The 26,613-nt window shown below is 37.9% G+C and carries 27 protein-coding genes; 18 read left to right on the top strand and 9 right to left on the bottom strand.

Going from position 1 to position 26,613, the window contains the following annotated elements:
* Positions 1-23 precede the first annotated feature (23 nt).
* The 3 genes from H3T55_RS13420 to H3T55_RS13410 are packed head-to-tail and all read left to right on the top strand — an operon-like array spanning position 24 to position 3,144.
* The gene (locus H3T55_RS13420; RefSeq protein ID WP_225534843.1) at positions 24-1,391 is read left to right on the top strand and encodes a PTS ascorbate transporter subunit IIC; all 1,368 of its coding nucleotides are present in this window, start codon (positions 24-26) and stop codon (positions 1,389-1,391) included.
* On the top strand, positions 1,391-2,221 hold the full coding sequence (locus H3T55_RS13415; RefSeq protein ID WP_225534844.1) for a transketolase: 831 nt from the start codon (positions 1,391-1,393) through the stop codon (positions 2,219-2,221). Before H3T55_RS13420 ends, H3T55_RS13415 begins: the two co-directional genes overlap by 1 nt.
* On the top strand, positions 2,221-3,144 hold the full coding sequence (locus H3T55_RS13410) for a transketolase family protein (protein WP_225534845.1): 924 nt from the start codon (positions 2,221-2,223) through the stop codon (positions 3,142-3,144). The genes H3T55_RS13415 and H3T55_RS13410 overlap by 1 nt, the downstream gene beginning before the upstream one ends.
* Positions 3,145-3,243: 99 nt before the next feature.
* Here H3T55_RS13410 and H3T55_RS13405 read toward each other — a convergent pair whose 3' ends face one another.
* On the bottom strand, positions 3,244-3,447 hold the full coding sequence (locus H3T55_RS13405; protein ID WP_225534846.1) for a helix-turn-helix transcriptional regulator: 204 nt from the start codon (positions 3,445-3,447) through the stop codon (positions 3,244-3,246).
* A gap of 3 nt (positions 3,448-3,450) precedes the next feature.
* Positions 3,451-3,852, bottom strand: a complete 402-nt coding sequence (locus H3T55_RS13400) for a hypothetical protein (RefSeq protein ID WP_225534847.1) — start codon at positions 3,850-3,852, stop codon at positions 3,451-3,453.
* Between the two features lie 155 nt (positions 3,853-4,007).
* Here H3T55_RS13400 and H3T55_RS13395 point away from each other — a divergent pair, with 155 nt between their 5' ends.
* A complete protein-coding gene (locus H3T55_RS13395) occupies positions 4,008-4,535 on the top strand; it encodes a DNA-3-methyladenine glycosylase I (RefSeq protein WP_225534848.1) in 528 nt (175 codons plus the stop codon).
* 126 nt (positions 4,536-4,661) lie between these two features.
* On the opposite strand, the gene H3T55_RS13390 is transcribed toward H3T55_RS13395, so the two are convergent.
* Positions 4,662-5,393 carry a MerR family transcriptional regulator gene (locus tag H3T55_RS13390; protein ID WP_225534849.1) on the bottom strand — a complete coding sequence of 244 codons (732 nt, stop codon included), beginning with the start codon at positions 5,391-5,393 and terminating at the stop codon, positions 4,662-4,664.
* Positions 5,394-5,835: 442 nt separating this feature from the next.
* Here H3T55_RS13390 and H3T55_RS13385 point away from each other — a divergent pair, with 442 nt between their 5' ends.
* On the top strand, positions 5,836-8,061 hold the full coding sequence (locus H3T55_RS13385; RefSeq protein ID WP_225534850.1) for an ATP-binding cassette domain-containing protein: 2,226 nt from the start codon (positions 5,836-5,838) through the stop codon (positions 8,059-8,061).
* A gap of 42 nt (positions 8,062-8,103) precedes the next feature.
* Here H3T55_RS13385 and H3T55_RS13380 read toward each other — a convergent pair whose 3' ends face one another.
* The 3 genes from H3T55_RS13380 to H3T55_RS13370 form a co-directional block, all read right to left on the bottom strand.
* Positions 8,104-9,534 (bottom strand): 6-phospho-beta-glucosidase, encoded by a 1,431-nt coding sequence (locus H3T55_RS13380; protein ID WP_225534851.1) that lies wholly within the window; start codon positions 9,532-9,534, stop codon positions 8,104-8,106.
* A 119-nt stretch (positions 9,535-9,653) separates the two neighbouring features.
* Positions 9,654-10,985, bottom strand: a complete 1,332-nt coding sequence (locus tag H3T55_RS13375) for a PTS sugar transporter subunit IIC (protein ID WP_225534852.1) — start codon at positions 10,983-10,985, stop codon at positions 9,654-9,656.
* A 275-nt stretch (positions 10,986-11,260) separates the two neighbouring features.
* The gene (locus H3T55_RS13370) at positions 11,261-12,031 is read right to left on the bottom strand and encodes a MurR/RpiR family transcriptional regulator (protein WP_225534853.1); all 771 of its coding nucleotides are present in this window, start codon (positions 12,029-12,031) and stop codon (positions 11,261-11,263) included.
* A 201-nt stretch (positions 12,032-12,232) separates the two neighbouring features.
* Between H3T55_RS13370 and H3T55_RS13365 the strand changes: the two genes are divergently transcribed.
* Positions 12,233-13,300 carry an acyltransferase family protein gene (locus H3T55_RS13365; protein ID WP_225534854.1) on the top strand — a complete coding sequence of 356 codons (1,068 nt, stop codon included), beginning with the start codon at positions 12,233-12,235 and terminating at the stop codon, positions 13,298-13,300.
* Between the two features lie 30 nt (positions 13,301-13,330).
* Here the strand turns inward: H3T55_RS13365 and H3T55_RS13360 are convergent, their stop codons facing one another.
* The gene (locus tag H3T55_RS13360) at positions 13,331-14,830 is read right to left on the bottom strand and encodes an amino acid permease (RefSeq protein ID WP_225534855.1); all 1,500 of its coding nucleotides are present in this window, start codon (positions 14,828-14,830) and stop codon (positions 13,331-13,333) included.
* 102 nt (positions 14,831-14,932) lie between these two features.
* On the opposite strand from H3T55_RS13360, the gene H3T55_RS13355 reads away from it, so the two are divergent.
* Genes H3T55_RS13355 through H3T55_RS13335 form a run of 5 tightly spaced genes read left to right on the top strand, consistent with a single transcriptional unit; the run spans position 14,933 to position 18,215 of the window.
* Entirely contained in the window at positions 14,933-15,361 is a 429-nt protein-coding gene (locus tag H3T55_RS13355; protein WP_225534856.1) for a GAF domain-containing protein, read from the top strand.
* Between the two features lie 9 nt (positions 15,362-15,370).
* The gene (locus H3T55_RS13350) at positions 15,371-16,390 is read left to right on the top strand and encodes a sensor histidine kinase (protein ID WP_225534857.1); all 1,020 of its coding nucleotides are present in this window, start codon (positions 15,371-15,373) and stop codon (positions 16,388-16,390) included.
* Complete coding sequence (locus H3T55_RS13345) at positions 16,387-17,034, top strand: response regulator transcription factor (RefSeq protein ID WP_225534858.1); 648 nt, start codon at positions 16,387-16,389, stop codon at positions 17,032-17,034. Before H3T55_RS13350 ends, H3T55_RS13345 begins: the two co-directional genes overlap by 4 nt.
* A 9-nt stretch (positions 17,035-17,043) precedes the next feature.
* Positions 17,044-17,781, top strand: coding sequence for a sirohydrochlorin chelatase (locus H3T55_RS13340; RefSeq protein ID WP_225534860.1), 738 nt, complete (start codon positions 17,044-17,046; stop codon positions 17,779-17,781).
* The gene (locus H3T55_RS13335; RefSeq protein ID WP_087642197.1) at positions 17,769-18,215 is read left to right on the top strand and encodes a bifunctional precorrin-2 dehydrogenase/sirohydrochlorin ferrochelatase; all 447 of its coding nucleotides are present in this window, start codon (positions 17,769-17,771) and stop codon (positions 18,213-18,215) included. Before H3T55_RS13340 ends, H3T55_RS13335 begins: the two co-directional genes overlap by 13 nt.
* A 46-nt stretch (positions 18,216-18,261) precedes the next feature.
* Here H3T55_RS13335 and H3T55_RS13330 read toward each other — a convergent pair whose 3' ends face one another.
* The gene (locus H3T55_RS13330; RefSeq protein WP_225534861.1) at positions 18,262-18,681 is read right to left on the bottom strand and encodes a hypothetical protein; all 420 of its coding nucleotides are present in this window, start codon (positions 18,679-18,681) and stop codon (positions 18,262-18,264) included.
* A 175-nt stretch (positions 18,682-18,856) separates the two neighbouring features.
* On the opposite strand from H3T55_RS13330, the gene nirB reads away from it, so the two are divergent.
* The 7 genes from nirB to H3T55_RS13295 all read left to right on the top strand — a co-directional run bounded on the left by nirB (position 18,857) and on the right by H3T55_RS13295 (position 25,789).
* Positions 18,857-21,259, top strand: a complete 2,403-nt coding sequence (gene nirB / locus H3T55_RS13325; RefSeq protein WP_225534960.1) for a nitrite reductase large subunit NirB — start codon at positions 18,857-18,859, stop codon at positions 21,257-21,259.
* A 1-nt stretch (position 21,260) separates the two neighbouring features.
* Positions 21,261-21,566 carry a nitrite reductase small subunit NirD gene (nirD, locus tag H3T55_RS13320; RefSeq protein ID WP_225534862.1) on the top strand — a complete coding sequence of 102 codons (306 nt, stop codon included), beginning with the start codon at positions 21,261-21,263 and terminating at the stop codon, positions 21,564-21,566.
* Between the two features lie 2 nt (positions 21,567-21,568).
* A complete protein-coding gene (gene cobA, locus H3T55_RS13315; protein ID WP_225534864.1) occupies positions 21,569-22,552 on the top strand; it encodes a uroporphyrinogen-III C-methyltransferase in 984 nt (327 codons plus the stop codon).
* Positions 22,553-22,734: 182 nt separating this feature from the next.
* Positions 22,735-23,520, top strand: a complete 786-nt coding sequence (locus tag H3T55_RS13310; protein WP_225534865.1) for a formate/nitrite transporter family protein — start codon at positions 22,735-22,737, stop codon at positions 23,518-23,520.
* A 48-nt stretch (positions 23,521-23,568) separates the two neighbouring features.
* A complete protein-coding gene (gene hemC / locus H3T55_RS13305) occupies positions 23,569-24,477 on the top strand; it encodes a hydroxymethylbilane synthase (protein WP_225534866.1) in 909 nt (302 codons plus the stop codon).
* Positions 24,474-25,154 (top strand): uroporphyrinogen-III synthase, encoded by a 681-nt coding sequence (locus tag H3T55_RS13300; protein ID WP_225534867.1) that lies wholly within the window; start codon positions 24,474-24,476, stop codon positions 25,152-25,154. Before hemC ends, H3T55_RS13300 begins: the two co-directional genes overlap by 4 nt.
* A 101-nt stretch (positions 25,155-25,255) precedes the next feature.
* The gene (locus tag H3T55_RS13295; protein WP_225534868.1) at positions 25,256-25,789 is read left to right on the top strand and encodes a dihydrofolate reductase family protein; all 534 of its coding nucleotides are present in this window, start codon (positions 25,256-25,258) and stop codon (positions 25,787-25,789) included.
* 71 nt (positions 25,790-25,860) lie between these two features.
* Here the strand turns inward: H3T55_RS13295 and H3T55_RS13290 are convergent, their stop codons facing one another.
* Positions 25,861-26,475: a type II CAAX prenyl endopeptidase Rce1 family protein gene (locus tag H3T55_RS13290; protein ID WP_225534869.1), complete on the bottom strand. Its 615-nt coding sequence runs from the start codon at positions 26,473-26,475 to the stop codon at positions 25,861-25,863.
* Between the last annotated feature and the right edge of the window lie 138 nt (positions 26,476-26,613).

The following is a 26,613-nucleotide window of genomic DNA, read 5'->3' as shown; positions in this document are numbered from 1 at the left end:
GAAAAGAAAGTGAGGGAAAATCAATGAATGGGGTATTAAATATACTGATCGATATCGCAAGTACACCAGCAATTTTGGTCGCTTTGATTGCAGTACTGGGGTTAGGGTTACAGAAAAAGCCGATTTCTGATGTTGTACGTGGAGGGATCAAAACGTTTGTTGGCTTTTTAGTCGTCACTGCAGGAGCAGGAGTCATTGAAGGCTCATTAGCTCCGTTTGGAGAAATGTTTCAGCATGCATTCAATATGCAAGGCGTTGTACCGAACAACGAAGCGATCGTAGCATTAGCTTTGACGAAATACGGCACTTATACAGCATTGATCATGTTAGTTGGTATGGCCTTCAATATTTTGATCGCCCGCATCACTAAATTTAAATACATTTATTTAACTGGCCATGCAACGCTTTACATGGCGTGTATGATCGCAGTCATCATGAGTGTGACAAAAATGAGCGCTGTGCCATTAGTTTTGGTTGGCGGTTTGGCTTTAGGCTTGGCAAATACGATTTTTCCAGCAATTGCCCAACCATTTACCAAACAGATCACTAAGAATGATTCTGTGGCCTTAGGGCATACAGGAAACTTTGGTTATGCGCTTAGTGGGTTTATTGGAAAATATGTTGGAAACAAAGAAAAATCAACAGAGGATATCAATTTTCCTAAAGGGCTCGCGTTTTTACGAGATTCCACAGTTAGTATTACGTTAACGATGGGGATCGTATATACGATTGTTGCCTTATTTGCAGGAAACACGTTTATCTCAGAAAATCTTAGTGATGGCACGAATTACATTATTTATGCTTTACAGCAAGCAGGAATGTTTGCAGCGGGCGTGTTTGTGATCCTTGCAGGTGTTCGGTTGATCTTAGCGGAAATCGTTCCGGCATTCAAAGGAATCTCAGAAAAACTAGTACCAAATTCGATACCAGCATTGGATTGCCCAATCGTCTTTCCATATGCACCAAATGCTGTGTTGATCGGCTTTTTAACTAGTTTTGTAGGTGGAATCGTGAGTTTGTTCATCATGGTGGCAACAGGTACGACCGTGATCATTCCAGGTGTGGTGCCGCATTTCTTCTGCGGTGCGACGGCAGGTGTTTTTGGCAATGCCACAGGCGGTGTACGCGGAGCAGTGGTAGGCTCATTTATCCATGGAGTGATCATCAGTTTCATGCCGATTCTATTAATGCCAGTCATGGGCGATCTTGGCTTCCAAGGATCGACATTCTCTGATACCGATTACGGAGTGACAGGGATTTTCCTTGGAAAATTAGCGGATATGGGTGGACAAATTGCAGTTGTTGCTGGCGTATTAGCAGTATTAGTGTTATTGATCGGATTAACGGTCTTCGGCAAGAAACAAGGGACTGAAGCGAAGGAGGCAGCATAATGGATATCCAAAAATTTGCGGATCAGATTCGTTATTATACGATGCGGGAGTTGGACCATTTAGGCTTTGGTCATTTTGGCGGCAGCTTGTCTATCGTTGAAACATTGGCTGTCTTGTATGGAAAAGTTATGAACGTTTCAGCAGAAAAACGAGATGATCCAGACCGTGACTATTTTGTTTTGTCAAAAGGACATGCGGGGCCCGCGCTCTATGCTACGTTGTTTTTGAAAGGATATTTTGATGAAGCATTTCTTTTTAGCCTCAATCAAAATGGCACTAATTTACCTTCGCACCCAGACCGAATCAAAACGCCTGGGGTAGATATGACCACTGGATCACTTGGACAAGGGATCTCAGCTGCAACAGGGATCGCAAAAGGCAACCAGCTGTTAGGCAAAGAAAATTATACTTTTGCAGTTGTGGGTGACGGAGAATTAAACGAAGGACAATGCTGGGAAGCTTTTCAATTTGCCGCACATCAAAAATTGGATCATTTGATCGTGTTGATCGACGATAATAAAAAACAGTTGGACGGTTATACCACAGACATTTGTGATCCTTTTGATTTTGTTGAGAAAATGCGGGCGTTTGGCTTTAATAGTTGGCGGGTGAATGGGAGAGATGTGTCTGCTATTGAAGCAGCGATCGATCAAGCAAAAAAGGGAAAAGATGCTCCTACAGCGATCGTTTTAGATACCGTAAAAGGACAAGGCGTTCCTTATTTTGAAGAGCTGATGGATAACCATCATATTCGTCCAGATGAAGCAACTAAAATCGCGATCATAGAATCGATTGAAAGCTTAGCTAAAAAGATCGAGGTGAATCAGTAATGAAAGACTTAGAAATGCGTCAAGTTTATACCCAAACAATACAAGAGCTAGCAGAAAAAGATAAAAAAATTTTAGCTTTAGAAGCTGATTTGGCAAGTTCGATGGGAACCAGCAAATTAAAAGAAAAGCTAGGCGATCGTTATATCAATGTAGGCATCATGGAAGCCCAGGAAATGAGTGCGGCTACTGGATTAGCTGTAACGGGATTTATTCCATTTATCCATACCTTTGCGCCCTTTGCAACGAGACGCTCATTCGATCAAGTATTTCTTTCCCTTGGGTATGCCAAAAATCATGCAGTCATCGTTGGAACAGACCCGGGTGTTACAGCTGAAATGAATGGCGGTACGCACATGCCGTTTGAAGATGTAGCATTAATGCGGGTGATTCCAGGAAACAATATCTATGAAGTATCAGATCCGTATCAATTTAAAGCCATTTTGACCTATGCTCATACGGCAAAAGGATTATTTTATATTCGTACGATACGCAAGCAGGCAAAGTCCCTGTATAATGAAAAAGAAGATTTTTCAAAAGGCTACTGCAGATTGAAAAAAGGAACACATGGAACCATTTTTGCTAGTGGGATCATGGTGGAAGAAGCGCTTCAGGCAGCGGAGGATTTAGAAGAAAAAGGGATTTCCGTTCAAGTGATCGATTTATTTAGAATCAAGCCGATGAATGAAGAAGTCGTAATCGAAGCTGCCAAATTAGGCCCGATCATAACCGCAGAAAATCATAACGTGATCGGTGGACTAGGGAGTGCTGTGGCAGAAATCATTGCTGAAAATCATCCAACAAAAATGAAACGGATCGGTGTAAAAGAGCAATTCGGTCAAGTAGGTAAATTGGATTATTTGAAAGGAGTCTACGGCTTAAAGGCTAATGATATTTCAAAAGCGATGGTTAGTTTGTTAGATTAAGTTTTTGAGTGGTTGATGAAATTAAGAAGTAACGTTAAAAAGTCATGCGAATTTTGCATGACTTTTTAGCATTAGTAATAATATAGTAAAATAAAGATATTATTTTTTTAATTTGAAGAGTGTTTCAACAGTTACGTCAAATACACTTGCTATTTCTAGAGCTAACTCTAAGGAAGGATTATATCTATTGTTTTCTAGATGAAGGATAGTTTCCCGGCGAACACCAACTTTTTCCGCGAGTTCTTTTTGAGTCAGACCTTTTTCTTCTCTATATTGTTTTAAAGTCGTCTCTATTTTGCCCATGGGTTATTTACCTGACATTTCTAAGGATCTGAAAGTTGAACCATGAAGTATTAGAATGACAGCGAGCATAAATGAAATAATAGCAGGTGAAAGTCTAAACCCCATTGGGATAAAGTAAATTACTATCCCGCCAGCGAGTAAAAATATCAGAGTAAAGAAAAATGTTACGTTACTAGATTTATAAAAATTATTTAAGGCACGTTCATCAAGTTTTTCTTTATTAGTAAGAATGGCTGCGACCATTATTATTAATAAGACCAAAATCATCAATCCTATTGCTAGATTTTTTATGATTTCTGGAGTTGTCGGTGGCGTAATGAATAGAATTCCTAAGCTATAGAAAATCATTCCGCTCAAGAGTTCTATGGTATAGATTTTTCCAGTTAGATTCATTTTAGTTTTCATAAGTAGTACACCCTTTCTGGTGATATATTTGTAACTTGGTTATAAATATATCACCACTTGCTTTAATAGTCAATAGAATCTTTTGGGTTAGTACTAAATGCTCTCATTTGTTTTTATGTTATGATAAGAGAAATAGCGATTTGTAGGAGAGAAGAATGAGGAAGAACCAACCACCAAAATTTGATTGGTACCACAACCAATGGGGGAAGCCTACCCACGATGACCGCTTGCTTTTTATTTTATTAACGGTAGGTACCTTTCAAGCAGGATTGAGCTGGAAGGCTGCAGCTGGTAAATTAGATGTTTTTTTAAGAAATTTCCACAATATGGATATTCAAAAAGTGGCCGCAATGATGCCGGATGATGTGGAAAAAGTCATGCAGGATCCTGAAATGATTCGCAACCCAAGAAAAATCAATGCGACGATTCAAAATGCTCAAGCGATTTTAGCAGTACAAAAAGAATATGGCAGCTTTGCTGAGTATATGTGGGATTTTGTTGGCGGTGTTCCCCATTTGAATGTTTATGAAGAAGCATATGAGGTACCTAATATCACCCCGCTATCGAAACATGTAGCTAAAGATATGAAAAAGCGTGGCTTTACCTTTGTGGGGCCAGTTGTGACGTATATGTTCATGAAAGCTAGTGGACTAATTCAAGATGAAGTGTTGAATCAAGAGTAGAAGAAAATCGGACTGAAGGATTCAGTTCCTATTACTCATGGAGCCGCTTTTGATGCCACTGTTTATCAAGAGTTAAATAGAGTCCTGAACAAAACTAGAAAAGAGTTTTGTTCAGGACTCTATTTTTTAATAAAAATCAGAGCTAGGAAAATCTTCAAAAAAATCTGGCTCTAAGAACTGAATCAGTGCATAAATATATTTGGTAGAAATCATTTGACGTTTAAGTAATTCATTGAGCGCTCGTAAGGATTGTTCTGCAAGCTCAATCATTCGCTTAGGTGAATCTGCCTGAAACTGAGTAAGGATTTCCCGAACCTCATCCAGTGACCAAGTAGAGGCACGGATCATACGAATAAATAATAACTGTTGAATTGCGTGCTCATCAAACATTCGATAATTACTCTCTGGATCACGAGGAACGTCAAGGAGTTGCTCTTTTGTCCAGTGACGAATGGAGGTTTCCGTAATTGCCAAACGTTCAGCTGCTTCTCCGATCGTTAACCATCCTCTATTTGGCATTTGGTTTATTTCCTGCCACTCCTCTTCATGAAGCAATGCTAAGGTTTGATCAGAAATCTTTTTGCGCTGATTCAATTTTACTTGTTCTTCATTCAATAGCCAAAAAGCTTCTGTAAATTTCTCTTTTTGAAGAGCAGTCATGATTTTTTTTGTTGCATGATAACCGTATGTGATCGTTGTTGTTCGGATCGCTCGAAAGTAGTGGAGACTTTCTTCTGTATAAAGACGATAACCGCTCTTACTTCTCTTAGGTAAGGGAAGTAGTTGATTCTTTTCGTAATGGCGTAATAAGCTGGTACTGATATTTAATTCTCGTGCAATATCGATTGGGCGAATCATCAACTATTCCTCCGGATAACAAAGTTTTGTGTCTATTATAACTGATAAAAATAACTTTGTAATTCATAACCTTAGAACTTGCACGAATGTGCTACGATAAGGTTAGTCTAGTGGTATCTAGCTGCACAAATCAATCCTTAGGAAAATAGATAAATTGTCAGTGAGGCAAGAAGCACCTCAAAGTCAATTTCCTAATTTTCTATAGGATTAGGCGATTTGTTCCGCTTTTGCTGAGAATCACAACGAAAGAAATTGAGCTGATGATGAACAGTACAAGACTTTCGTAAGAAAGTGTTGATCATTGATGCTATCTAGCTGCACAAATCAATCCTTAGGAAAATAGATAAATTGTCAGTGAGGCAAGAAGCACTTCAAAGTCAATTTCCTAATTTTCTACAGGATTAAACGATTTGTTTCACTTTTACATTTAAGGAGGAATAGTATGACAGAATATGTAGTAATCAATGGGGCAAGAGAAAATAATTTGAAAAATGTTTCTGTTTCGATCCCTAAGCGAAAAATCACTGTTTTTACAGGAGTATCCGGATCAGGAAAGTCCTCAATTGTTTTTGAAACGATCGCAAACGAATCACAAAGACAGTTGAATGAAACATTTAGTGCTTTTATCCAAAATTTTCTGCCGAAATATCAGCAGCCGGATGTAGACAGTATTGAAAATTTAGCGACATCAGTGGTTATCAATCAAAAACGATTGGGAGGAAATTCTCGCTCCACACTTGGAACGATCACAGATATCAATCCATTGTTGCGGGTTTTGTTTTCAAGGTTTGGTCAGCCAAGTATCGGTACCGCTAATTACTTTTCATTTAACGATCAAGCTGGGATGTGCCCAAAATGTCAAGGAATTGGAAAAACAGTTCAGATCAATGAAGAAAAATTTTTAGATCGTTCTAGATCATTGAACGATGGAGCTGTTCAATTTTCTGTTTTTAAAAATACAGAATGGTATATGAAAGGCTATTTAGACTCTGGACTTTTCGACAATGATAAAAAAATTGAAGCGTATACAGAAGAAGAACTGGAGAATTTGCTTTACGCTAAAGATTTCAAGATCCAGGTGGATGGCTACAATTTGAGCTATGAAGGGCTTTTTACTAAGTTCAATCGATTGTATTTACAAAAACAAGGAGAATTGACTGCGCGAACACAAAAACTGATCGAAGAATATACAGTTGAAGCGTGCTGTCCGTTATGTAAAGGCAAACGTTTGTCTCAGGAGTCTCTGGCAGTAAAGGTCGCAGGTTATTCTATTGCTGACCTTATGGCAATGGAAGTAACAAAGCTCATGGAAACATTAAAGATGATCCAATTGCGGGAAGCTCAGCCAATATTGAATAATCTACAAGAAAAAATTGGACATCTTGTTGAAATTGGTTTAGGGTATTTAAGTTTGGACAGAGCAACGACAACGTTATCTGGAGGAGAATCTCAGCGTGTCAAGATGGTCAAACATTTAAATAATAGTTTAGTCGATTTGATCTACATATTCGATGAGCCTAGCATTGGGCTGCATCCGCGTGATGTCCATCGTTTAAATGAGCTTTTGTTTAAATTAAGAGATAAGGGAAATACAGTTATTGTGATCGAACATGATCCTGATGTGATAAAGATCGCCGATCATGTGATCGAAGTAGGACCCCATGCAGGAAAGCATGGTGGAGAAATCATGTTTGAAGGTAGTTATACAGCTTTGCTTGAAGCAGATACCTTGACTGGTAAATACTTAAAAAATCAAACAAAACTTAAACAGGCAGTTCGACCGGCAGAAGAGTTCTATCAAGGTCGTCCATCTAGTCTGCATAATTTGAAAGAGACAGCTTTGCGTGTACCTAAAAAGACCTTGACGATGATCACTGGTGTGGCTGGTTCAGGAAAGAGTACTTTAGTCAAAGATTCGTTTTTAGCTTCATATCCTGAAACGATCATTATTGATCAAGCAGCTGCACAAACCAATTCTCGTTCTAATCCAGCGACCTATATCGGAATTATGGATACAATTAGAAAGGGCTTTGGTAAAGCTAATAACGTATCAGCTTCTTTATTTAGCTACAATTCAAAAGGCGGCTGTGAGAAATGTAAAGGGCAGGGGTATATTGAAATGAATCTGGCTTTTATGGATGCAGTGAAAACAGAATGCGATGTTTGCCAGGGCAAACGCTTTAAACAGGAAGTTCTTGATTATCGTTTTCAGGAGAAATCTATTACAGAGGTGCTGAATTTAACAGTTGAAGAGGCTTTGGATTTCTTTAAGGAGCCAGTTGTCTTGAAAAAGCTTCGTGCGATGGAGCAAGTTGGTTTGGGCTATTTGACATTAGGCCAGCCGACAAGTACTTTATCAGGTGGAGAGTGTCAACGGATGAAATTAGCCAGTGAGTTTTATAAAAAAGGGAGTATTTATGTGTTGGATGAGCCTTCAACGGGTCTTCATTTATCAGATATCGATCATTTAATGGAGATCATGGATCATTTGGTAGATCAAGGAAATACCGTTGTGGTCATTGAACATCATATCGATTTGATCAAGCAAGGAGATTGGATCGTGGATATTGGACCTGATGGCGGGAATCAAGGTGGGCAGATCATGTTTGAAGGTCGACCAGCTGATATTCAATTTAGTGAATCGATCACAGGACGATTCATTAAATAGAAAAAGAGGTGAAGCAGATCCTCTGCTTCACCTCTTTTTACTTTATAATTCTTCACCGTTACTCTTGATCACTTGTTGATACCAGTCAAATGAATTTTTCTTAGAACGTGCTAAGGTTCCTTGGCCTTCATTATCTTTATCCACATAGATAAAGCCATAACGTTTTTTCATCTCACCTGTTCCTGCCGAAACTAAATCGATAAAGCCCCAAGGTGTATAGCCAATCAGTGGAATTCCATCGTATTCAACAGCTTCCTTCATCATTTCGATATGCGCTTTCAAATAATCGATTCGATACTGATCGTTGATCGTGCCGTCGGGTTCGATTTCATCGATGGCACCAAAACCATTTTCCACGATAAACTGCGGCAATTCATAACGTTCATTAAACCAGTTCATTGCATAACGCATACCTAAAGGATCGATTTGCCAGCCCCAGTCAGATGCTTCTACATAAGGATTTTTGACTAGATCTTTTGATTCATCATAGTCAAAGGCAGGTCCTTTCTCCTGATCTTTGATCGCAAAAGACATGTAGTAGCTGAAACCAATATAGTCTACACAGCCTTGTGTCAAATCAGCTAAGTCTTGTTCAGAAATATCTAAATCAAAATCTTTACGGGCAAGATATTTTTCGATAAAACTCGGATAATGTCCGCGGACGTGAACATCTGTAAACCAATAACGTTTTTGCATGGCACTGACTGAAGCCATCATATCTTTTGGATCACAAGAATAAGGATAAATCGGGCACATGGCGATCATACAACCGATTTGAAAATCAGGATTGATCTCATGACCGATCTTGACTGCCTGAGCACTGGCTACTAATTCATAATGAGCCGCTTGGTACATGATTTTCTCACGGTTTTCTCCATCTTGATACTTGATCCCAGAGTTGGTAAAAGGCGCAAAATCTTCCGCATAATTCGCTTGATTGTTGATTTCGTTGAAGGTCATCCAATACGTGACTTTATCTTTATAACGCTCAAAACAAACTCGGGCAAATTTAGCAAAAAAGTCGATCATTTTTCGATTACGCCAACCGCCGTATTCTGTTACTAGATGATAAGGCATTTCAAAGTGAGATAAAGTAATGACAGGTTCGATCCCATATTTTAAACATTCATCAAACAAATCATCGTAGAACTGAAGGCCTGCTTCATTTGGCTCAGCTTCATCTCCGTTAGGAAAAATCCGCGTCCAGGCAATCGACGTTCTGAAACAATTCAATCCAAGATCGGCAAATAATTTTACGTCTTCTTTATAATGATGATAAAAATCGATTGCTTCATGGTTTGGGTAATTTTCCCCAGCTAAAACGCCATCTGTGATTCTCCTAGGAACACCATTTGCTCCGACAGTCATTACATCAGCTACGCTGATTCCTTTACCGTCTTGATCCCAACCACCTTCTAATTGATGAGCAGCGACAGCGCCGCCCCAAAGGAAATTTTCTCTTAATATCGACATCTAATCTACTCCTTGCAGCATTTACTATTTTTATAAAAAAGATCTCTGCACAACTGGGAGGAAACATTTGAACGGATCAGTTGTGCGAGAGAACTAGTCGGTAACTTAGCTTAAAAAGGTTACGCTTGTGCTTCGATTTCTTCCAGTGTTTCTTCTGTGATCGGTTGATTTGTTTCTTGAGCATAGTTGATTGCATCCATTTTTCTAGCGAACGGTAAGTAGATAAAGAATCCAACCGTTAAAACAAATGCTTGTAACAAGGCTGCTTGCCAACCGCCTACTAATAACCCAGAAATGATCGGAGGTGTTGTCCAAGGAACTTGAACGGCTGTAAATAATGGAACTAAACCTGTATACAAAGCAAAATACGTAATGATCGAAGAAACGACGGGTGTCAAAATAAATGGAATCGCCATGATTGGATTCATTACGATCGGTGTGGCAAAAGTGATCGGCTCATTGATATTGAAGACTGCTGGTCCGATAGATAGACGACCCAATTGTTTGAATTGAGCAGATTTTGCAAAAAATACCATATAAACCACTAAACCGATCGTCATCCCAGCACCAGTTACGGTCAAGAATTGATCTAAAAATTGTTGGGTAACGATATGACCGCCATTAGCAACAGTCAATTCTTTACCGGCTTTTAAAATATCTGTATTTTCTAAAGAGTTTGCTTGTAAGATAGGACCCATGATTCCACCGACAATCGTTGAACCGTGAACGCCGAAGAACCAGAATAAAGGAACTAAGAAGCCGAGAACTAACGCGCCGCCTAATGAATCAGTAACTCCTTGAAGCGGAGATTGAAGCACTTCGTAAATAAAATCAAAGAACGTTGTTTTAAAGACTTTATCAAAGAAAATATAGACAAACATCGCACCAGTGATCAAAGCACCTGCTGGAATCAAGGCAGTAAATGAGTTTGCTACGTTTTCTGGTACAGCTTCAGGCAATTTGATGCGGATATCATGACGCAAGAACCAGCTGTAGACCCAACCAACGATCAATCCAACGATGATTGCTGTGATCATCCCTTTTCCGGCTGTCCAGTCTTTATTGATAATATTACCGATCGTTACGCCGCTTTCTGCATCTGTGATTTCAGCAGACATGAATAAGATAAACACAACAAGAGAAATCATCCCAGCTGGCAATCCTTCAAAACCTTCTGTTTTAACATAGGAATAGGCGATCCCTATAACCGCGAAAACAGACATAATAGCAAATGAAGCTCCATAAGCCTGATTGAAATAAACGACAAGGCCACTTTCTGTGATCCAATTGGCAACAGATTCGATCGGTAGGTTTGCTAATAAAAGGAAAATCGAACCGACGATCGTAAATGGCATAGTATAAAGCATCCCATTTCTTAGTGCGGTGATCGCTTTCGTATTTACAAATTTTAAAACAGGGGGTAGGACTTTCTCATTGATCCATTCGTTCATTAAAAATCTCTCCTTTGTTCTGAGTTTAGGTAAATAAAAATAAGTGCATGTAGTGTATTCAAAAAAGCGGCCGTCTTTTTCGAATGATTGAATACGTTTACATACATACTATAAGGGAGTTTTTCTTTTTTTAAAATAGTTTTGCTGTTTTGAGAAACATGTTCCAGCTGAAAAAACAAAAAAGGTCTGAACAAAAACTGTTTTATAGTTTTTGTTCAGACTTTAATTCTTCATAAACGATAACCAACAGCCGCTTAGCGAACATTAGCTCGTTTTTATGGTCTTTTTTGAGAACTTCTTTCTGAATATTCCTTACTTGCTTGATGCGCAAGCAGTTCGATTAAAGCGACAACTGGAATTTGAGTTGTAATATTGATAAAAGGATCGGCAAATGATGAGCGTTCGTCCGGCATATAATAGGAGATGTTGTAATCAGCTAAACGAGCAATCGTTGAGTGTTCATCGTTTGTGATGCTCAAGACTTTTGCGCCAGACCGTTTAAAATCAGTCACTTGCTTGATCACTTCGGAAGTTTCGCCAGAGACTGAAAGAATGATAGCCAAAGTATTTTCAAACCCTCTTTGAGGAATAGGTGTGAAGGGATCATCAATACTATAGGCATTGATCCCCATATTTGCAAAATAACGACTGCCGTAACTCCCTAAAATGCCGCTGGTCCCAATCCCTGTAAATACGACATGACGATTTTCAATGATCATAGTAATTGCTGGTTTTAAGGTTTCGTAATAAGTTTGTTGATTGATCCGTTTTAAAAAAGAATCAACATGAATCGTTGCTGTATAATATTGCTCGAAAGATCGTTGTTTTTTTTGTTCACCCTCTTTTTTGAGTGCATATTTTAATTCTGAAAAACCATCAAAACCCATCTTTGAACAAAAGCGCAAAATGGTTGAAGTTGAAACATGACAATCAGCAGATAATTGCCGGATCGTTAATTTTGGGATCGTTGTCATGTGCTCTAGTATATAATGATAAACTAGCATTTCCAGCTCATTTAGTGATTGAACTTTCTCTAGATCAAACAAAAAAATTCCTCCTACATGCAAATTAGATAGTTTAGCCTAAAAATAGGGAAGTCTTCACTTTGTATTGTACAGGAAAGTGAGTATTTTCGCTTGTTTATCTAACTGTAAAGTTATTAAAAATAGGTTAATACGAATAGATGATTGATTAACAACTGTTTAAGGGTATAATATAGATGAATGTTTTTGTTGGGAGAGTATTGTATGGATTTACTTTTACTATTATCTTTGATCTTTTTCTTTTTTTATATGGAAAAAAATTCGACAACTAAAGATCTGACACTATCTGTTCAGACGACAAGCAATATACAATGTGTATTGGTAATCATTATTATGATGCACCATATTTCTCAGGTGACAGCAGGAGCAGCTGGTTCGCTTCTTTCTACTAGTCTTTCAGTAGCAGGGCGTTTAGCTGTATCAGTCTTTTTCTTTATTTCTGGGTACGGGATTTTCAAGCAGTATTTAATGAAAAAGCAACAGTATTTAAAAAATTTTCTTCAAAAAAGATTAGGACCTTTAATATTGTCCTATATTCTAGCAATGATTATTTATTTTGTTTACCGAAATATTTCTGGTGACTTAAGTGTTAAAGCCGCACTCAAATCATTGTTCAATGGAAGTCCTTTTGTTAGCAATAGTTGGTATGTTATAGCAATCTTTTTTTTCTACTTGCTATTTTATCTGTCTGGGAAAATATCTAAAAATAACACAATGTTTATAGTACTTTTATTTCTAGGGACTGCTTTATTTTTCAGCGTTTCAAGATACATAGGCTATGGCGAATGGTGGTATAATGCAGTTTTTGCATTTCCAGTCGGTACATGGTGGGCTTTTCAAGAAGCAAAGAATGTTTCATTATTAGGTAAAAGGTACAAATTATATGTTGCTGGAATAGCATTAGCTTTTAGTGTTTTCTTTTACCTAGATGAAATTGTTCCTTCGATATATTTTAGAGAGGTGGCTTGTATAACATTTGCTATTTTAGTGATATCACTTAGCTATAAGTACTGGATAAATGTCCCTTTTTTCGCTAATATGAAAAAAATGTCTTTTGAACTTTATCTTTACCATGGACTTATGATATCAGCATTAAAAAATCAGACTTGGCTAGTTGAAAAACGATTTTTGTATGGTTTATTAGTGATAGTTCTTACTGTACTTATGTCTTATTTAGTCAGAATCATGACAAATATTATAGTGAATTTTTTTGTGAAAAACAATGTAAATTCTAGTAATCATTATAATGAAATTGAGAAGAGCCGAACCTAACATATTTATCAGGTTTGGCTCTTTTTTGATTTATTTTACTGTATACTGTTTCAACTGGAAATTGTTATAGAGCAGGTAAGCGATCAAAGTAAATAGTAAAGGGCCGATCAATAAAGAAACACTTTTCATCACTTCCCCTTGAGAAATCGGCTGATATAATTGAAAGCCAATTGCTAAAACAATGCTGAAAACGACACTGTAGCTGATGATTTGACTTGACTTTTTTGACTGAATAAAGCCGAATGAACCAGCTGTTGAAAGCTGTTTCTTTTTAAAAGCGGGATAGGCAAGAGCGACCAGTAAATAAGGGATCGCTCTAGAAATATTCGTCATCAATGTTAGTTGATTATACAAAAATACGACATACTGGCTTCCGAAGCTGATCCCTAAAATAAATAAACTGACTAGTACACCTTGAACCAATAAAGCATTTGTTGGCATATTATATTTATTTTTTCGTTTAAGCCATGGATGCCAATAGTGATTCGGTGTGCCTTCTACCAGTGTTCGAATCGGCAGATAAGAAATTGTCGATAGTAAACTGATATATGATAGTAATAACGTTAAGGCTGTGAAACGGGTAAACAGTTGGGCCAATAATCGACAAGAAGTATCATTGAAAGAAAATGATTGACCTAAGGAATAACCTAGATTTTTCATCATTTCATACATCAGATTGCCCAAGTGTATCGTGTTATTTGCTTTTAAATGAGTTAAATTATTACCGCCACTCCATAATAAGATACCTAGGAAATAGCTAAGAACTACTAAAATACTGCTGAAAATCAACAATTTTGGAAAGTGTTTTTTTTGTTCACCAGTTTTATCTACTAGGCTGGCGATTGTGTCTAAACCACCAAAAGCAGTGATTGCAAAAATTAAGAAGGACCATTGTTCGATCATCGGTTGTTTGATATCAGAAGAAGGGGTTCCACCAGCAAAACTCGCTGAGAGATTAGGTAAAATATCTGAACTATTTGTAAGCCACAGCCATAAATTGCCACTCAGACTGAGACCGATCAAAATGGTCATCATGATCCCGCTCATGTACAAAGCGGAAGCAATTCCTTTGAATCCCCGACTGACAAAATAAAAGGTCACACAAACAGCAAACAAAGACAATAGCCCAATCAAAACAGAAGTTGATAAGAATGGTAAGGGGCTGTTCTTTTTTGTTAGATCTTCACCAAACGCTAGGATAGATAAAGGAATCCATAGCTTCATAAATAAACTGATCATCCAGATAAAATAGCTGCAATACCACAAGAAAGAGGCAATAAAAGCCACCTTTTCTGAAAGATGGCCTGCCAGCCATTGATACAAGCCGCCAATATGATTTTTATATACACCTGTAAATTCTGATATAATGATGGCGTAGGGAATAAAATAAAAGAGTGCTGCACCGATAAAATACGGTATAGCTTTGATTCCCATCAAGAAAAACGCGGTAGTCATGCTGGAGAAAGAAAACACGGTCATCGTAATGATCATGATCAAGCGTTTAGAACTAAATACAGTAGTTGTTTTCATAAAAAAATCCTTTTTTTATATAATTGATATAGGCTTAAGGATAAGAGAATGTGAGAAGGAATACAAGCTTTTTATTAAAAATTAGGGAATAGGAGTAGGAAGATGGGAGATCAGATTCAAAGAAAAATCGATCAAATCAAAGCAGAGCTTCACGTTGATTTTACGGCATTAGCGTTGTCTACCATCAGTGATCAAACCAATATACGAGTGATTCGCTGGCAGTATGTTTCAGGTAATATCAATCAGCATTATCGTCGTATTCGTCTTCAAGTGGGGAAAGGAATCGGAGGAATTGTTTGGCGGACTGGCCGTAGCTATCAGGCGACACATTTACAAAGTCAGCCGGAGCAATTGATCGAATTGCCAATCACACGAATGGAAAAACTGGAGACCGTAGTAGCTTATCCTGTGATGGATATAGGTGAGGTCAAAGGTGTTTTACTTGTTGGATATCGTGAGGTAAAAGAAGTATCAAATGAATTTATAACTGCTGCACAAGATAAAGCAAATGAACTAAAGGTTTATTTATAGGAGTTAAGAATGAGAAAAAACACATTAGAACAGACTTTTGTTGCTGCAAATGATGCATTATTCTTATTTGAAAATGATCGATGTATCAAATACAATAAAGCAGCGAACGAACTGAATAAAGCTTTTCAAATTCATTTACCAAAGATTTTAGAAATTGCCAAAGGTGAAGGTTGTATGCTGCATTCAACAATGGATAAATGTTTGGACTGCGAAGTCAGAGCGGATTGGGATCAAGGTGCTTTTCCACTTATTTTAATGACGGTGACTGGTCGTCAGGAACAATTTAGCGGCAGTTATACTGAGGTAAATGAGACCACTTCTTTATTGAGTCTGCGTCGTATTGCAGTAGAAGAACGAATGCAGCAGATGATCCAAAACAAGCGTTTGATCGAATATGTGAATCAAGCACATGAAAATGAACGCCGAGCTTTGTCTCAGGAGCTTCATGATGGATTAGCACAAAGCATTTATAGTTTGATGCTTGAAACACGGCAGCTGAAATGGATGGATCAATTAGATGGACTTACGGAGAAGCTGCAAAAAATCGATGATGATTTTGTTTCATTGCTTAGTGAAGTGAAACAATTGGCAGTCGATCTGCGTCCAGCGGCTTTGGACGATTTAGGTTTGATTCCGGCAATCGAAGTCTTACTTCATCGATACAAGGAGACGACAGGCCTTCATATTCATTTTATTCCGGTAGTACCCAGCAAACGATTTGCAGAGAGCTTGGAAACGATTACGTATCGTGTACTGCAGGAAAGCGTGATGAATAGCGTGAAATACGCAGATGTGGATGAATTATGGGTAACCTTGAGTGAGCGGAATGCTCATTTGGTGTTGACTGTACGGGATCATGGAAAAGGATTTGATGTTCATTTGGTCAATGAAAATAGTCAGGGATTAGGGCTTTTACACATGCAGGAAAGAGCTGAATCGATTGGTGGACATCTAGACATTCATTCTGAAAAAGGTGAAGGAACGACGATCGTTTTGCGTTTACCGATTGAACGGGAGGAAGTAAAATGAACATTATTATAGCAGACGATCATGCAGTTGTCCGAAGCGGATTACGTTTATTGCTGGAAGGACATGAAAATATAACTGTCGTAGGCGATGCAGCTGATGGAACGGAAGCTTTTATGTTGCTGGAAAAATTTCCAGTGGATATAGTATTGATGGATCTGCGAATGCCACCAGGGGAAAATGGGTTACAAACAACCCGCAGAATCAAAGAACATTTTCCAAAAGTCAAGACGATTATTTTAAGTATGCATGATGAAGAAGAATATGTTCGTAAAGCTTTGGAGTATGGCGCCAAGGGGTATATCCTAAAAAGTTCACCGGATACTGTATTACTAAGAGCAATCGAACAAGTTGCAGTTGGCAAGACTACTATCGATCCTTTTTTTGGACAATACAGCAAAGAAAAGTGGTGCAATGAGCGGAAAACTATTGAAAAAGATAATAAATATGAGCGTCTTTCAAAACGTGAACGGGAAGTATTACCATTGGTGGCACTGGGGTACAGCAATAAAGAAATTGCTGAGCGGCTTTTCATTTCGGTAAAAACGGTTGAGGTCCATAAATCCCATGTGATGAAAAAGCTGGAATTTGAAACCTTTACTGAACTTTTGCAATATAGTATGAAACATCAACTAATCGATTTATGAGGTGAAAAAATGATAGGGATTCTTTATGTCTTTCACGGCAGTCAAAAAAATGAAAAAAATCAGGCAGCAATGACATTTATTCAACAGTTGCAAGAAAAATTACCAACCAACCTTGTACAAAAAACAGCATTTCTAGAGAATCATCCCGATACTATTGCAGTTATCGCAGAACGATTGATTGAATCTGGTGTTGAAAAAATAATCGTTGTGCCAGTATTACTATTTGCTGCCAAGCATGCATTGGTTGATATTCCAGCAGAATTAGCGCATGTTAAAAAAGCATATCCAACAGTTCAATTTATTCAAACTGAAACATTTGGCAGTAAAAAAGGCAGCCGAGCTGTTTTACTCGAGCGCTTTAAGGCAGTTTGTGAAGAACAGCCGAATGATGAAATGATCGGCTTTTTGGTGGCTCATGGCACAAAAAAAACAGAAGAACCTCAGCAAATATTAGTAGAAATTGCTTCAGAAATTGAACAGCAGGTCGGCTATCCAATAACAGCAGTCAGCTTAAAAGGGCAAGAAAATTATTTAGAGATCATTGGTGAGCAGCTGGATAAAGAGCGCAAACCAGTCATCGTTCCTTTCTTTTTATTTGACGGGCACTTGATCACGATCATGAAGAATAAACTAGCAGAAGTGTTTCCAACAACTAGCTTTATTATTACACCAACGTTAGAGTTTGATTTTCGAATTTTGAGTGATTTAGAAGAAATCGTTCGTGAGGCACTAGCATGTATCCAGTAATGCTTGACTTGACAGAAAAGAAAATCGTGATTATTGGTGGCGGTAAAATTGCTTTAAGAAAAGCAAAAGCAGTTTTAGAGGCGAACGGTACAGCTACGATCATCGCACCAAACATCTTACCGGAATTTTTTAAGCTTAGTGATGTTCAATTGATTGAGGCTCTCTATGAACGTAAGTATATCGAAACAGCACACTTGATTTTTGCTTGCACAGATTCTTTCACGATCAATCAGCAAATTGTAAAGGATGCCGTTGACTGGCAGTGGGTCAATGACTGTAGTCACAAAGAAAATAGCAATTTTTACAACATGAGTACAATCGAACAAGAAGATTATTTGATAGCTTTATCTTCTTATGGAAAGGATCCAGCTAAACTAAAAGAGAAGCGAAAAAAATTGGAAAATCTATTGAATCTAAACCATTCAACAAATTAAGTAAAAAAAGACCATGACCTATTTGACGATAGGACATGGTTATTTTTTATAAATAGGATTTAATAATTTTTTCAAAGTCTTTATTAATAAGGTTGTTAAAAGCAATGTTGATAAAAACTTTCTGATCATTATTCAAAAGCAAAACAGGATAATAACTAGTTATAGGGTTTTTATGCGGGGTTAATTCTTTATAAGTAATCTCTTTGATGTCAGCCCTTTTTATAACTATTTGTTTTTTTACATTCAATAAAATCGCATGTTCATGAATGGCGATGTGATCGGCTCTTTTGAATATAAGGAAAAAGAGCCCAATCAAAATAAAAATAGATCCAATAATATATCCAAATAATTTGGCATATATAAAATTGGCTCCGACAGCAATTACGATTCCTAAAACAGTGAAAACCAGTCCGTTTTTCAAACTATCTGTTTTGGATTTGTATAATAATTTTCCAAGCTCGTTCATTTTTTCTTTCACTCCTTTCCCTTAGTATATCATAATGCTTTTCTATAGATGATCGCATACTTGTAGTTAATTAGGTAATTCCCTAATAGGCAGTATTCATACTTATTGTTATGCTGAAAACAGCAAATTATCGACTAGATTGCTCAATCAATCACAAAAGGGGATCATGAATAAAATGAAAGAAAAGCTTGTCTTAATTGGAAATGGAATGGCCGGAGTTCGTACGATTGAAGAAATTCTTGATCGTGATGCAAAACGTTATCAAATCACGATCATTGGTGAAGAAAAGTATCCGAATTATAACCGTATTATGTTGTCGAATGTACTGCAAAAGAAAATGACAGTTCCTGAAATCGTTACAAATCCGTTGGAGTGGTATGAAGAAAATCAGATCGAACTGATCAATCATGATCCAGTTGTAAAGATGGACACCGCAGCAAAACAAGTTATTACACAATCAGGTAAAGAAATTTCTTATGATAAATGTATTGTAGCAACAGGCTCTAGAGCATTTATTTTACCAGTAGAAGGAGCAAACCTGCCGGGTGTGGTTGGTTTTAGAACGATCGATGATACAGAAAATATGCTGGAAGCAGCTCAAAAATACCAAAAGGCAGTCGTGATCGGTGGCGGTTTACTTGGTTTAGAGGCGGCTAAGGGTCTTTTGGATCAAGGGATGGACGTCACAGTTGTTCACTTAGAAAAATGGTTGATGGAAACGCAACTGGACGAAAAAGCTGGCAAAATGCTGCAAGCTGATTTGGAAAAACAAGGACTAAAATTTTTGATGGAAAAAATGACTCAAAAAATTCTAGGAGAAGATCGTGTCACAGGCTTGGCTTTTAGTGATGGCACATCGATCGAAACAGACATAGTTGTAATGTCGATTGGGATTCGGTCAGAGACAACGGTTGCTAAAGCAGCGAATATTGAAGTCAACAGAGGAATTGTCGTAGATGATTTTATGCATACCAGTATTGAAGATGTTTATGCAGTGGGGGAATGTGCTGAGCATAACGGTAACGTCTACGGCTTAGTTGCGCCATTATTTGAGCAAGGCAAAATTTTAGCAGATGTTTTGACCGGACGTGAAGCAAAACCTTATAAAGGAAGTACGACATTTACTTCGCTAAAAGTATCTGGCTGCGATTTATATTCTGCTGGCAATATCAAGCAGCAAGAAGGTGTAAATAGTATTGAAGCTTTTGATGGTATCAACTACACTTATAAGAAAATTTTTGTCAAAGAGGATCGAGTGGTCGGTGTTGTTTTATACGGAGATACGAGTGAAGGAAATCGCTACTACAATATTTTAAAGAAGAACGAAAGTATCGAAGACTATACACCTGTTTCATTACTGCATATGGTGGGCGAAGAAGCGAGTGCCGATGTTAGTGAATGGCCGGATGATGAGGTGATCTGCGGCTGTAACGGGATCGATAAAGGAACGATCATGACGGCTATAAGAGAAAAAGAATTAACATCTGTTGTAGAGGTCACGAAGCACACTAAAGCTGGCGGCTCTTGCGGAAAATGTAAATCAGTCATCAGTGACGTGTTGGCACATGCGTTAGGCGGAGAAGTGGTTTCAGCTCCAACAGGAATTTGTGGCTGTACAGACTTAACAAGAGATCAGATCGTTACACAAATTTATGCGAAAAAATTAACGTCTTCAGAAGAAGTATATCGTGAATTAAACTTTATTAACCCAGAAGGATGTCCCAAATGTCGTCCGGCAATCAATTTTTATTTGAATGTTGCTTGGCCAAAAGAACATGACGATGAAAAAGAATCTCGCTATGTCAACGAACGCTTATATGCCAATATTCAAAATGACGGAACGTTTTCGGTGATCCCAAGAATGCGTGGCGGAAAAACGAATCCCCAACAATTATTGCTGATTGCAAAAGTTGCTGAAAAATATGATGTCCCAATGGTAAAGGTGACAGGAAGCCAACGAATCGGTTTGTATGGTATCAAAAAAGAAGATCTGCCAAAAATTTGGGAAGAATTGGATATGAAAGCGGCGGGTGCTTATGCTAAAGCTGTTCGCTCTGTGAAAACATGTGTTGGAGCAAACTTTTGTCGCTTTGGCACTCAGGATTCTATGGGACTGGGAATTAAATTAGAACAACGGTATGAATTTATTGATACACCACATAAATTTAAAATGGGGGTTTCTGCGTGTCCAAGAAGTTGTGTGGAAAGTGGCGTGAAAGACTTCGGAGTCATCGGAGTTGAAAATGGGTACCAAATCTATATTGGCGGAAACGGCGGGACAGAAGTGAAAGAAGCGCAACTACTAACAACGGCTGAGACAGAAAAAGAAGTCATCGATATTTGTGGAGCAATGCTTCAATATTACCGGGAAACAGGAATTTATGCAGAGCGTACAGCGCCGTGGATCGAACGGATGGGCTTTGAAGTTGTGAAAGAAGTATTGCTAAATCCTAAAAAACGACAAGAATTATTAGCCACATTAGATCAAGCGGTTGAGGGGCGTCGCGGTAATCCGTGGGATGAAGTTATTGAAGATAAACAAATACGGGAAGAATTGTACACAGTAGGGAGAGTCTAAAATGAAAAAAGTTTTTGTTGCCCGCTTAGATGAATTAGCATCAAGAATGGGAAAAGAAGTCATTGTTGGAGAACAGAAAATTGCCGTTTATCGTTTAAGCGATGATCGTGTGAAAGCGATCGAAAATATTTGTCCTCATAAGCAAGGACCTTTAGCTGAAGGAACGGTCTCTGGTGAATATGTCTTTTGCCCACTACATGATTACAAGATCGATCTGAATGATGGGCAAGTCCAAGAACCAGACGAAGGCTGTGTTCGTGCCTATGAAACGCTTATTGAAGAAAATCTTGTCTACGTTATGGTGTAGTTATGAAAAAAGTTTATTTTGTCGGAGCAGGTTCGGGAGATCCGGAACTATTGACATTAAAAGGGAAACGAGTGTTGGAAGAAGCTGATGTGATCATCTATGACCGTTTAGTTCATCCTGTGCTATTGTACTTAGCTAAAGATTCGGCCCGTTTTATTTATAGCGGTAAATACCCTAAGAATCACGTGTTAAAGCAAAAAAATATTAATGACCTATTGTTGGAAGAAGGAAGAAAACAGCAGTGTGTAGTGCGTTTAAAGGGCGGCGATCCTGGTATTTTTGGCCGCGTCGGCGAGGAGATCACAACGTTAAAAAGTGAAAACATCAGCTATGAAATTGTTCCAGGTGTTACTGCTTCATCAGCTGCAAGCAGTTATAGCGGCATCCCTTTAACTCACCGAGAATGCAGCAGTAAAGTAACTTTAGCAACCGCTCATCGTCAAGCTGGTGAAACGGTTGATTTTAAAGGTTTGACAGAAAATGGAACGATGTGTTTATACATGGGCATAGAACGAGCGAAAAGCACGCAGAAAAAACTTCTAGAGCAAGGTGTCTCGAATAATTTACCAGTAGCTATCATTGAATGGGCGAGCCTTGGTCGTCAGCGTACTGTAACAACGACGCTTCAAAAGTTGATTCAAACCATTGAGGACAATCACATTCAAAATCCGTCATTGATCATTCTAGGAGAAGTAGTAGCTTACCGCAAAGATACAGACTGGTTTGAGGAAATGCCATTATTTGGACATAAAATTTTATTGATCGATACGCAAAAAATCAAGTTTGAAACAATTCTCTCGTATACGCAAGAAGGTGCAGACGTTTACGCCATTCAAGTTGGTGAAACTCGAGATCGTAGATATGATGAGGTCCACCAACAATATTTGAAGGATCATTCGTTCAATGAAGTTGTTTATTTGGATCAGGGAATAGAAACGAGATATAACAAACAATGGGATGCTTTGAAAAAAGAAATAACTTTTTGATATTTTAAATGTTTTATTTTGAAGACCTAAGTTGGTCAGTTATGTTATCTAGCTACATGAGCCGGTCTCTCGAAAAAAGATAAAAGCTGACTGAGGACCAAAATGCCTCGGTCATGTTTTACTATTTTATAGTCAAGACTAAGATGGCTCATTTCGCTTTTAAATTAAGGAGATGAAATTTTATGGGGTCACTTCAACCGCCAGAAATAGTTGATGTTACAATTGAAAAAGGAGTCCAAAAAACTCGAGCAAGTGTGTTGACATTGGCTGCTTTGGGTTTTTTAGCTGGGATGTTTATTGCTGTTGCAGGAGTCGCGATGATTCGTGCAATGGGAACGATGCCGAAGGAGTGGGGTAGTCTAGTTAATGTGATTGGTGCTGCTGTTTTTCCATTTGGTTTGATTTGTTTGCTATTAGCTGGAGGTGAACTAGTGACAGGTAATATGATGGTTGTTACTATGGCTTTGTTTGCTAAAAAAATCAGTGGAAAAGATTGGCTGCGAAATATTGTGATCGTCACGATTTTTAACTTACTTGGTTCTCTATTTGTTGCCTATTTTTTTGGTTATCTAAGTGGCGCACTACTAGGAGACTTTTCAGAGCGTGCGATTCAGGTTTCTTTGGGACGAACAAAAGATACGTTCATACAAGGGTTTCTTTCAGGAATCGCCTGTAACTTTTTGGTCAGTACCGCTGTTTATCTAAATTTTGCAGCGAAAGATTTTATTGGGAAAATTGTAGGAATCTTCTTGCCGATCATGGGTTTTGTGATTTGTGGATATCAACACGTAGTAGCAAATATGTTTTTGATCCCTATGGGAATACTTTTGGGCGGAAATACATGGGGTGCTTTCGGAAAAAATATGGTTAGTGTTTATTTAGGAAATATCATTGGCGGTGGATTTTTTGTAGCTGGTTTATACTTTTTGGCCTATAAAGTAGGTACGCGTCGGTTGTCAAACAAGTAAAATCTAGTATGATTATAGGATAAGAAAACATAAAGGAAGTAAAAAGAGATGAAAACTGTCCGTGTCGGTACTAGGAATAGTCCACTGGCTATGAAACAAACGATGATTGTTTTAGAATTATTAAAAGCAGTGCAAAAAGATATTACTTTTGAAATTGTACCTATGACTACTAAAGGAGATCAGTTACTTTCTGTTAGTCTATCTAAAATCGGCGGTAAGGGATTATTTGTCAATGAAGTAGAGCAAGCTTTGCTATTAGGCAAGATCGATTTTGCTGTGCATAGTTTAAAAGATATGCCGGCAAATATGGTCGATGGATTAACGTTGGCAGCATTACCCAAAAGGAGTGATCCAAGTGATTGTCTGATTTTTCGTGAAGTTGATACAGTAGCTCAGCTACCTTCTGGGGCAAAAATCGGTACAAGTAGCTTACGACGTGAATTTCAAATGAAGGAACTCAGAGAAGACATACAAGTAGAATCGATTCGTGGCAATGTAGGTACTCGTTTGAAGCGGATGGAAGAAGAAAAACTTGATGCCATTGTTTTAGCAACTGCTGGATTAAAACGACTAAACTGGTTTGAAGAACCTAGCTATCCATATATTCATTTGACATGTGAGCAGTGTATACCAGCGGTTGGTCAGGGAGCATTAGCGGTAGAATGTCGTAGTGATGATCTAGAGATGATCGCATTTTTAAGTCAGGTCGATGATTCTTTAACAAGAAAATTGGTTATGGAAGAACGTGCTTTCTTAGCTGAATTGAATGGAAATTGTGATATCCCTATCGGTGCATATGCAGCCAAGTTGAGTAAGGGCTATCGATTTTCAGGATTTTTAGGAGATAAAGAACTACAAAGGTCTTTTAGTGAGACAGTTACTGTACAAGATATAAGGGGTGTAGGTCAAATGATGGCTAAGCGGTTATTAGGAAAGATCGATCAGGAGAAAAAATGAAAAAGATACTTTTGACACGAATGATTGAAGATAATAGAGATGATCGAGTTTATTTTCAAGAGCAAGGATTTGAGACTGTCGAAATACCCTTGATTGCTTTAAAGCAGCATAGTCATCCTACATTTGGTGACGAGTTAAAAAAATGCGAATGGATTTTCTTAACGAGTCAACATGCAGCTAAATTTTTTTTAGAACAAGTGAGAGAAGAGGGAATGATGCAACAGCTGCACTCAAAAAAATTTGCTGTTATTGGGACTAAAACAGCAAATATATTGCTGAACAATCACTTAGAAATTTTTCTTGTAGCACCAGAACCGACTAAAAAGAGCCTATTTCATTTTTGGCTAGAGCATCAGACAGAATCTACGTCGATTTTTTATCCTAAAAGTAATTTAGCAGACTCAGCTTGGGAAGATATTTTGTTGAATCAAGGGCATACACTTTATGCACCCGTTATTTATATCAACTTTTTTCCAGATGAAAGTAAAAAAAAATTACGGAGATACTTGAATGAAGAGGAGTTCGCAGCTGTTTATTTTGCTAGCCCATCGTTGTGGGTTCGTTTCTTTACTCTATATTCAGAGTTAAGACTAGAAAAGATGCCCGTACTCTATTGTCTGGGAGAAACGACCAAAAAAGCAATCAAAAAGATGTGCTATGATGCAATCGTAAAATAGGAATCTATTTCAAATCCAATGAAGTAGACAAACTGATTGACTAGAAAAACAAATCTAGTACAATGAGTAGACTAGCATGAATACTTTAAAGGAGGAGCATAATGAGTAGAGAAATTATTTTATATATTGCGGCAAGTTTAGATGGATATATCGCTGAGACGGATGGTAGCATTGATTTTTTGGGTGGCGGAGCGGAATTGCTTGAAGATGAAACAAGCTACCAAGAACTGATGGCAAAAATCGATACAGTAGTAATGGGGCGGACGACCTATGACCAAGTGGTAAATGAATTAGCCCCTGATCAGTATCCATACGAGGAGCAAACTTCTTACATTATCACAAGTCGTACGAAAGATGATTCAGAAAACCTTATCTTTACAAATCAAGAACCAGTTGATCTGGTCAAAACATTAGCAAAAGAACAAGGAAAAGCAATCTGGATCGTTGGAGGCGGCAGTATTATTGCACCTTTGGTTGAAGCAAATTTGATTGATACCTACATTATTACAACAATACCCGTAATATTAGGTAAAGGAATTCCTTTGTTCAACGAATTTAACGGTCCAATCAATCTCACAGTCGAAAATGTTTATGTAAAAAACAATATGGTTTATACAACTTATTCGAAACAATAAAAATAAGATCGGTCTGTCATGGAGAGTTTGACAGGCCGACCTTATTTTTTTAACAAATGATTTTTTACTTACTAACCTATAGATAAAGCAATCAAATCGATCAATAAATGGGTGATCCAAGAAGCCCAGATGCTTTTTCCAGCTTTTAGATAGATCAAGTTTAAAATCAAACGGGCAACACTTTGTAATAATAATACATGCATAATTGTTGAAAACAATGAGCCGTCCCAATAAGAAGGAATGTGCAGAAGACCAAAAATAAGGGCACTCAACAAAGTACTGCTTCTTAAAGATAAACCTGAACTCAAAGAACCTTCCAAGACACCGATACCAAGTAATTCCTCACCCATCAGCATAAAAGGGATCATAAAAATGATTGAGCCTAGATTGCCTGATTCAGGATTAGCTGCCCAATTGAATCCGATTGCTTGTGCAATCACTCCTACCGAAAGGGCGACAATAAAATAGCTGATAACACCAACGGGGATCAACCATAATCTATGAGGCATTTTAAAGGCTTGTTTGCTGCTTTTTCCAAATGCTAAAATCCATGCCAAAATACCTCCAACAAAAAGCCCACTCCAAGCCCATGGAATAGTTGTTAGACTTAAAAAGCCAAGTAATAAAAGGAAAGCAGCGCCGATAAGTCTAGGGGTAGAGCTGTGCATCGTTTCGTTTGTTTTCATAAAAATACCTCTTTCTAAAAAGTAATGGTTGTGCAAAGAAATGATTGTTAAGGATACTATGCTAACTCTAATGTTTAGTTAAGTATAATGGCTTTCGCCTAATAAAAAAAACAAGTTGCTTTCACAAATCAGGGAATG

The sequence above is a fragment of the Enterococcus sp. S22(2020) genome (assembly GCF_020295385.1).
GTDB lineage: Bacteria > Bacillota > Bacilli > Lactobacillales > Enterococcaceae > Enterococcus_L > Enterococcus_L dunnyi.
Note: the sequence above shows the minus strand (reverse complement) of the source record. Positions and strands in the feature narration are given on the sequence as shown.

Excerpts from the sequence above, each read along its gene's own strand:
- H3T55_RS13420 (WP_225534843.1), top strand. The coding sequence starts at position 24 with ATGAATGGGGTATTAAATATACTGATCGATATCGCAAGTACACCAGCA.
- H3T55_RS13415 (WP_225534844.1), top strand. The coding sequence starts at position 1,391 with ATGGATATCCAAAAATTTGCGGATCAGATTCGTTATTATACGATGCGG.
- H3T55_RS13410 (WP_225534845.1), top strand. The coding sequence starts at position 2,221 with ATGAAAGACTTAGAAATGCGTCAAGTTTATACCCAAACAATACAAGAG.
- H3T55_RS13405 (WP_225534846.1), bottom strand. The coding sequence starts at position 3,447 with ATGGGCAAAATAGAGACGACTTTAAAACAATATAGAGAAGAAAAAGGT.
- H3T55_RS13400 (WP_225534847.1), bottom strand. The coding sequence starts at position 3,852 with ATGAAAACTAAAATGAATCTAACTGGAAAAATCTATACCATAGAACTC.
- H3T55_RS13395 (WP_225534848.1), top strand. The coding sequence starts at position 4,008 with ATGAGGAAGAACCAACCACCAAAATTTGATTGGTACCACAACCAATGG.
- H3T55_RS13390 (WP_225534849.1), bottom strand. The coding sequence starts at position 5,393 with ATGATTCGCCCAATCGATATTGCACGAGAATTAAATATCAGTACCAGC.
- H3T55_RS13385 (WP_225534850.1), top strand. The coding sequence starts at position 5,836 with ATGACAGAATATGTAGTAATCAATGGGGCAAGAGAAAATAATTTGAAA.
- H3T55_RS13380 (WP_225534851.1), bottom strand. The coding sequence starts at position 9,534 with ATGTCGATATTAAGAGAAAATTTCCTTTGGGGCGGCGCTGTCGCTGCT.
- H3T55_RS13375 (WP_225534852.1), bottom strand. The coding sequence starts at position 10,985 with ATGAACGAATGGATCAATGAGAAAGTCCTACCCCCTGTTTTAAAATTT.
- H3T55_RS13365 (WP_225534854.1), top strand. The coding sequence starts at position 12,233 with ATGGATTTACTTTTACTATTATCTTTGATCTTTTTCTTTTTTTATATG.
- H3T55_RS13360 (WP_225534855.1), bottom strand. The coding sequence starts at position 14,830 with ATGAAAACAACTACTGTATTTAGTTCTAAACGCTTGATCATGATCATT.
- H3T55_RS13355 (WP_225534856.1), top strand. The coding sequence starts at position 14,933 with ATGGGAGATCAGATTCAAAGAAAAATCGATCAAATCAAAGCAGAGCTT.
- H3T55_RS13350 (WP_225534857.1), top strand. The coding sequence starts at position 15,371 with ATGAGAAAAAACACATTAGAACAGACTTTTGTTGCTGCAAATGATGCA.
- H3T55_RS13345 (WP_225534858.1), top strand. The coding sequence starts at position 16,387 with ATGAACATTATTATAGCAGACGATCATGCAGTTGTCCGAAGCGGATTA.
- H3T55_RS13340 (WP_225534860.1), top strand. The coding sequence starts at position 17,044 with ATGATAGGGATTCTTTATGTCTTTCACGGCAGTCAAAAAAATGAAAAA.
- H3T55_RS13335 (WP_087642197.1), top strand. The coding sequence starts at position 17,769 with ATGTATCCAGTAATGCTTGACTTGACAGAAAAGAAAATCGTGATTATT.
- H3T55_RS13330 (WP_225534861.1), bottom strand. The coding sequence starts at position 18,681 with ATGAACGAGCTTGGAAAATTATTATACAAATCCAAAACAGATAGTTTG.
- nirB (WP_225534960.1), top strand. The coding sequence starts at position 18,857 with ATGAAAGAAAAGCTTGTCTTAATTGGAAATGGAATGGCCGGAGTTCGT.
- nirD (WP_225534862.1), top strand. The coding sequence starts at position 21,261 with ATGAAAAAAGTTTTTGTTGCCCGCTTAGATGAATTAGCATCAAGAATG.
- cobA (WP_225534864.1), top strand. The coding sequence starts at position 21,569 with ATGAAAAAAGTTTATTTTGTCGGAGCAGGTTCGGGAGATCCGGAACTA.
- H3T55_RS13310 (WP_225534865.1), top strand. The coding sequence starts at position 22,735 with ATGGGGTCACTTCAACCGCCAGAAATAGTTGATGTTACAATTGAAAAA.
- hemC (WP_225534866.1), top strand. The coding sequence starts at position 23,569 with ATGAAAACTGTCCGTGTCGGTACTAGGAATAGTCCACTGGCTATGAAA.
- H3T55_RS13300 (WP_225534867.1), top strand. The coding sequence starts at position 24,474 with ATGAAAAAGATACTTTTGACACGAATGATTGAAGATAATAGAGATGAT.
- H3T55_RS13295 (WP_225534868.1), top strand. The coding sequence starts at position 25,256 with ATGAGTAGAGAAATTATTTTATATATTGCGGCAAGTTTAGATGGATAT.
- H3T55_RS13290 (WP_225534869.1), bottom strand. The coding sequence starts at position 26,475 with ATGAAAACAAACGAAACGATGCACAGCTCTACCCCTAGACTTATCGGC.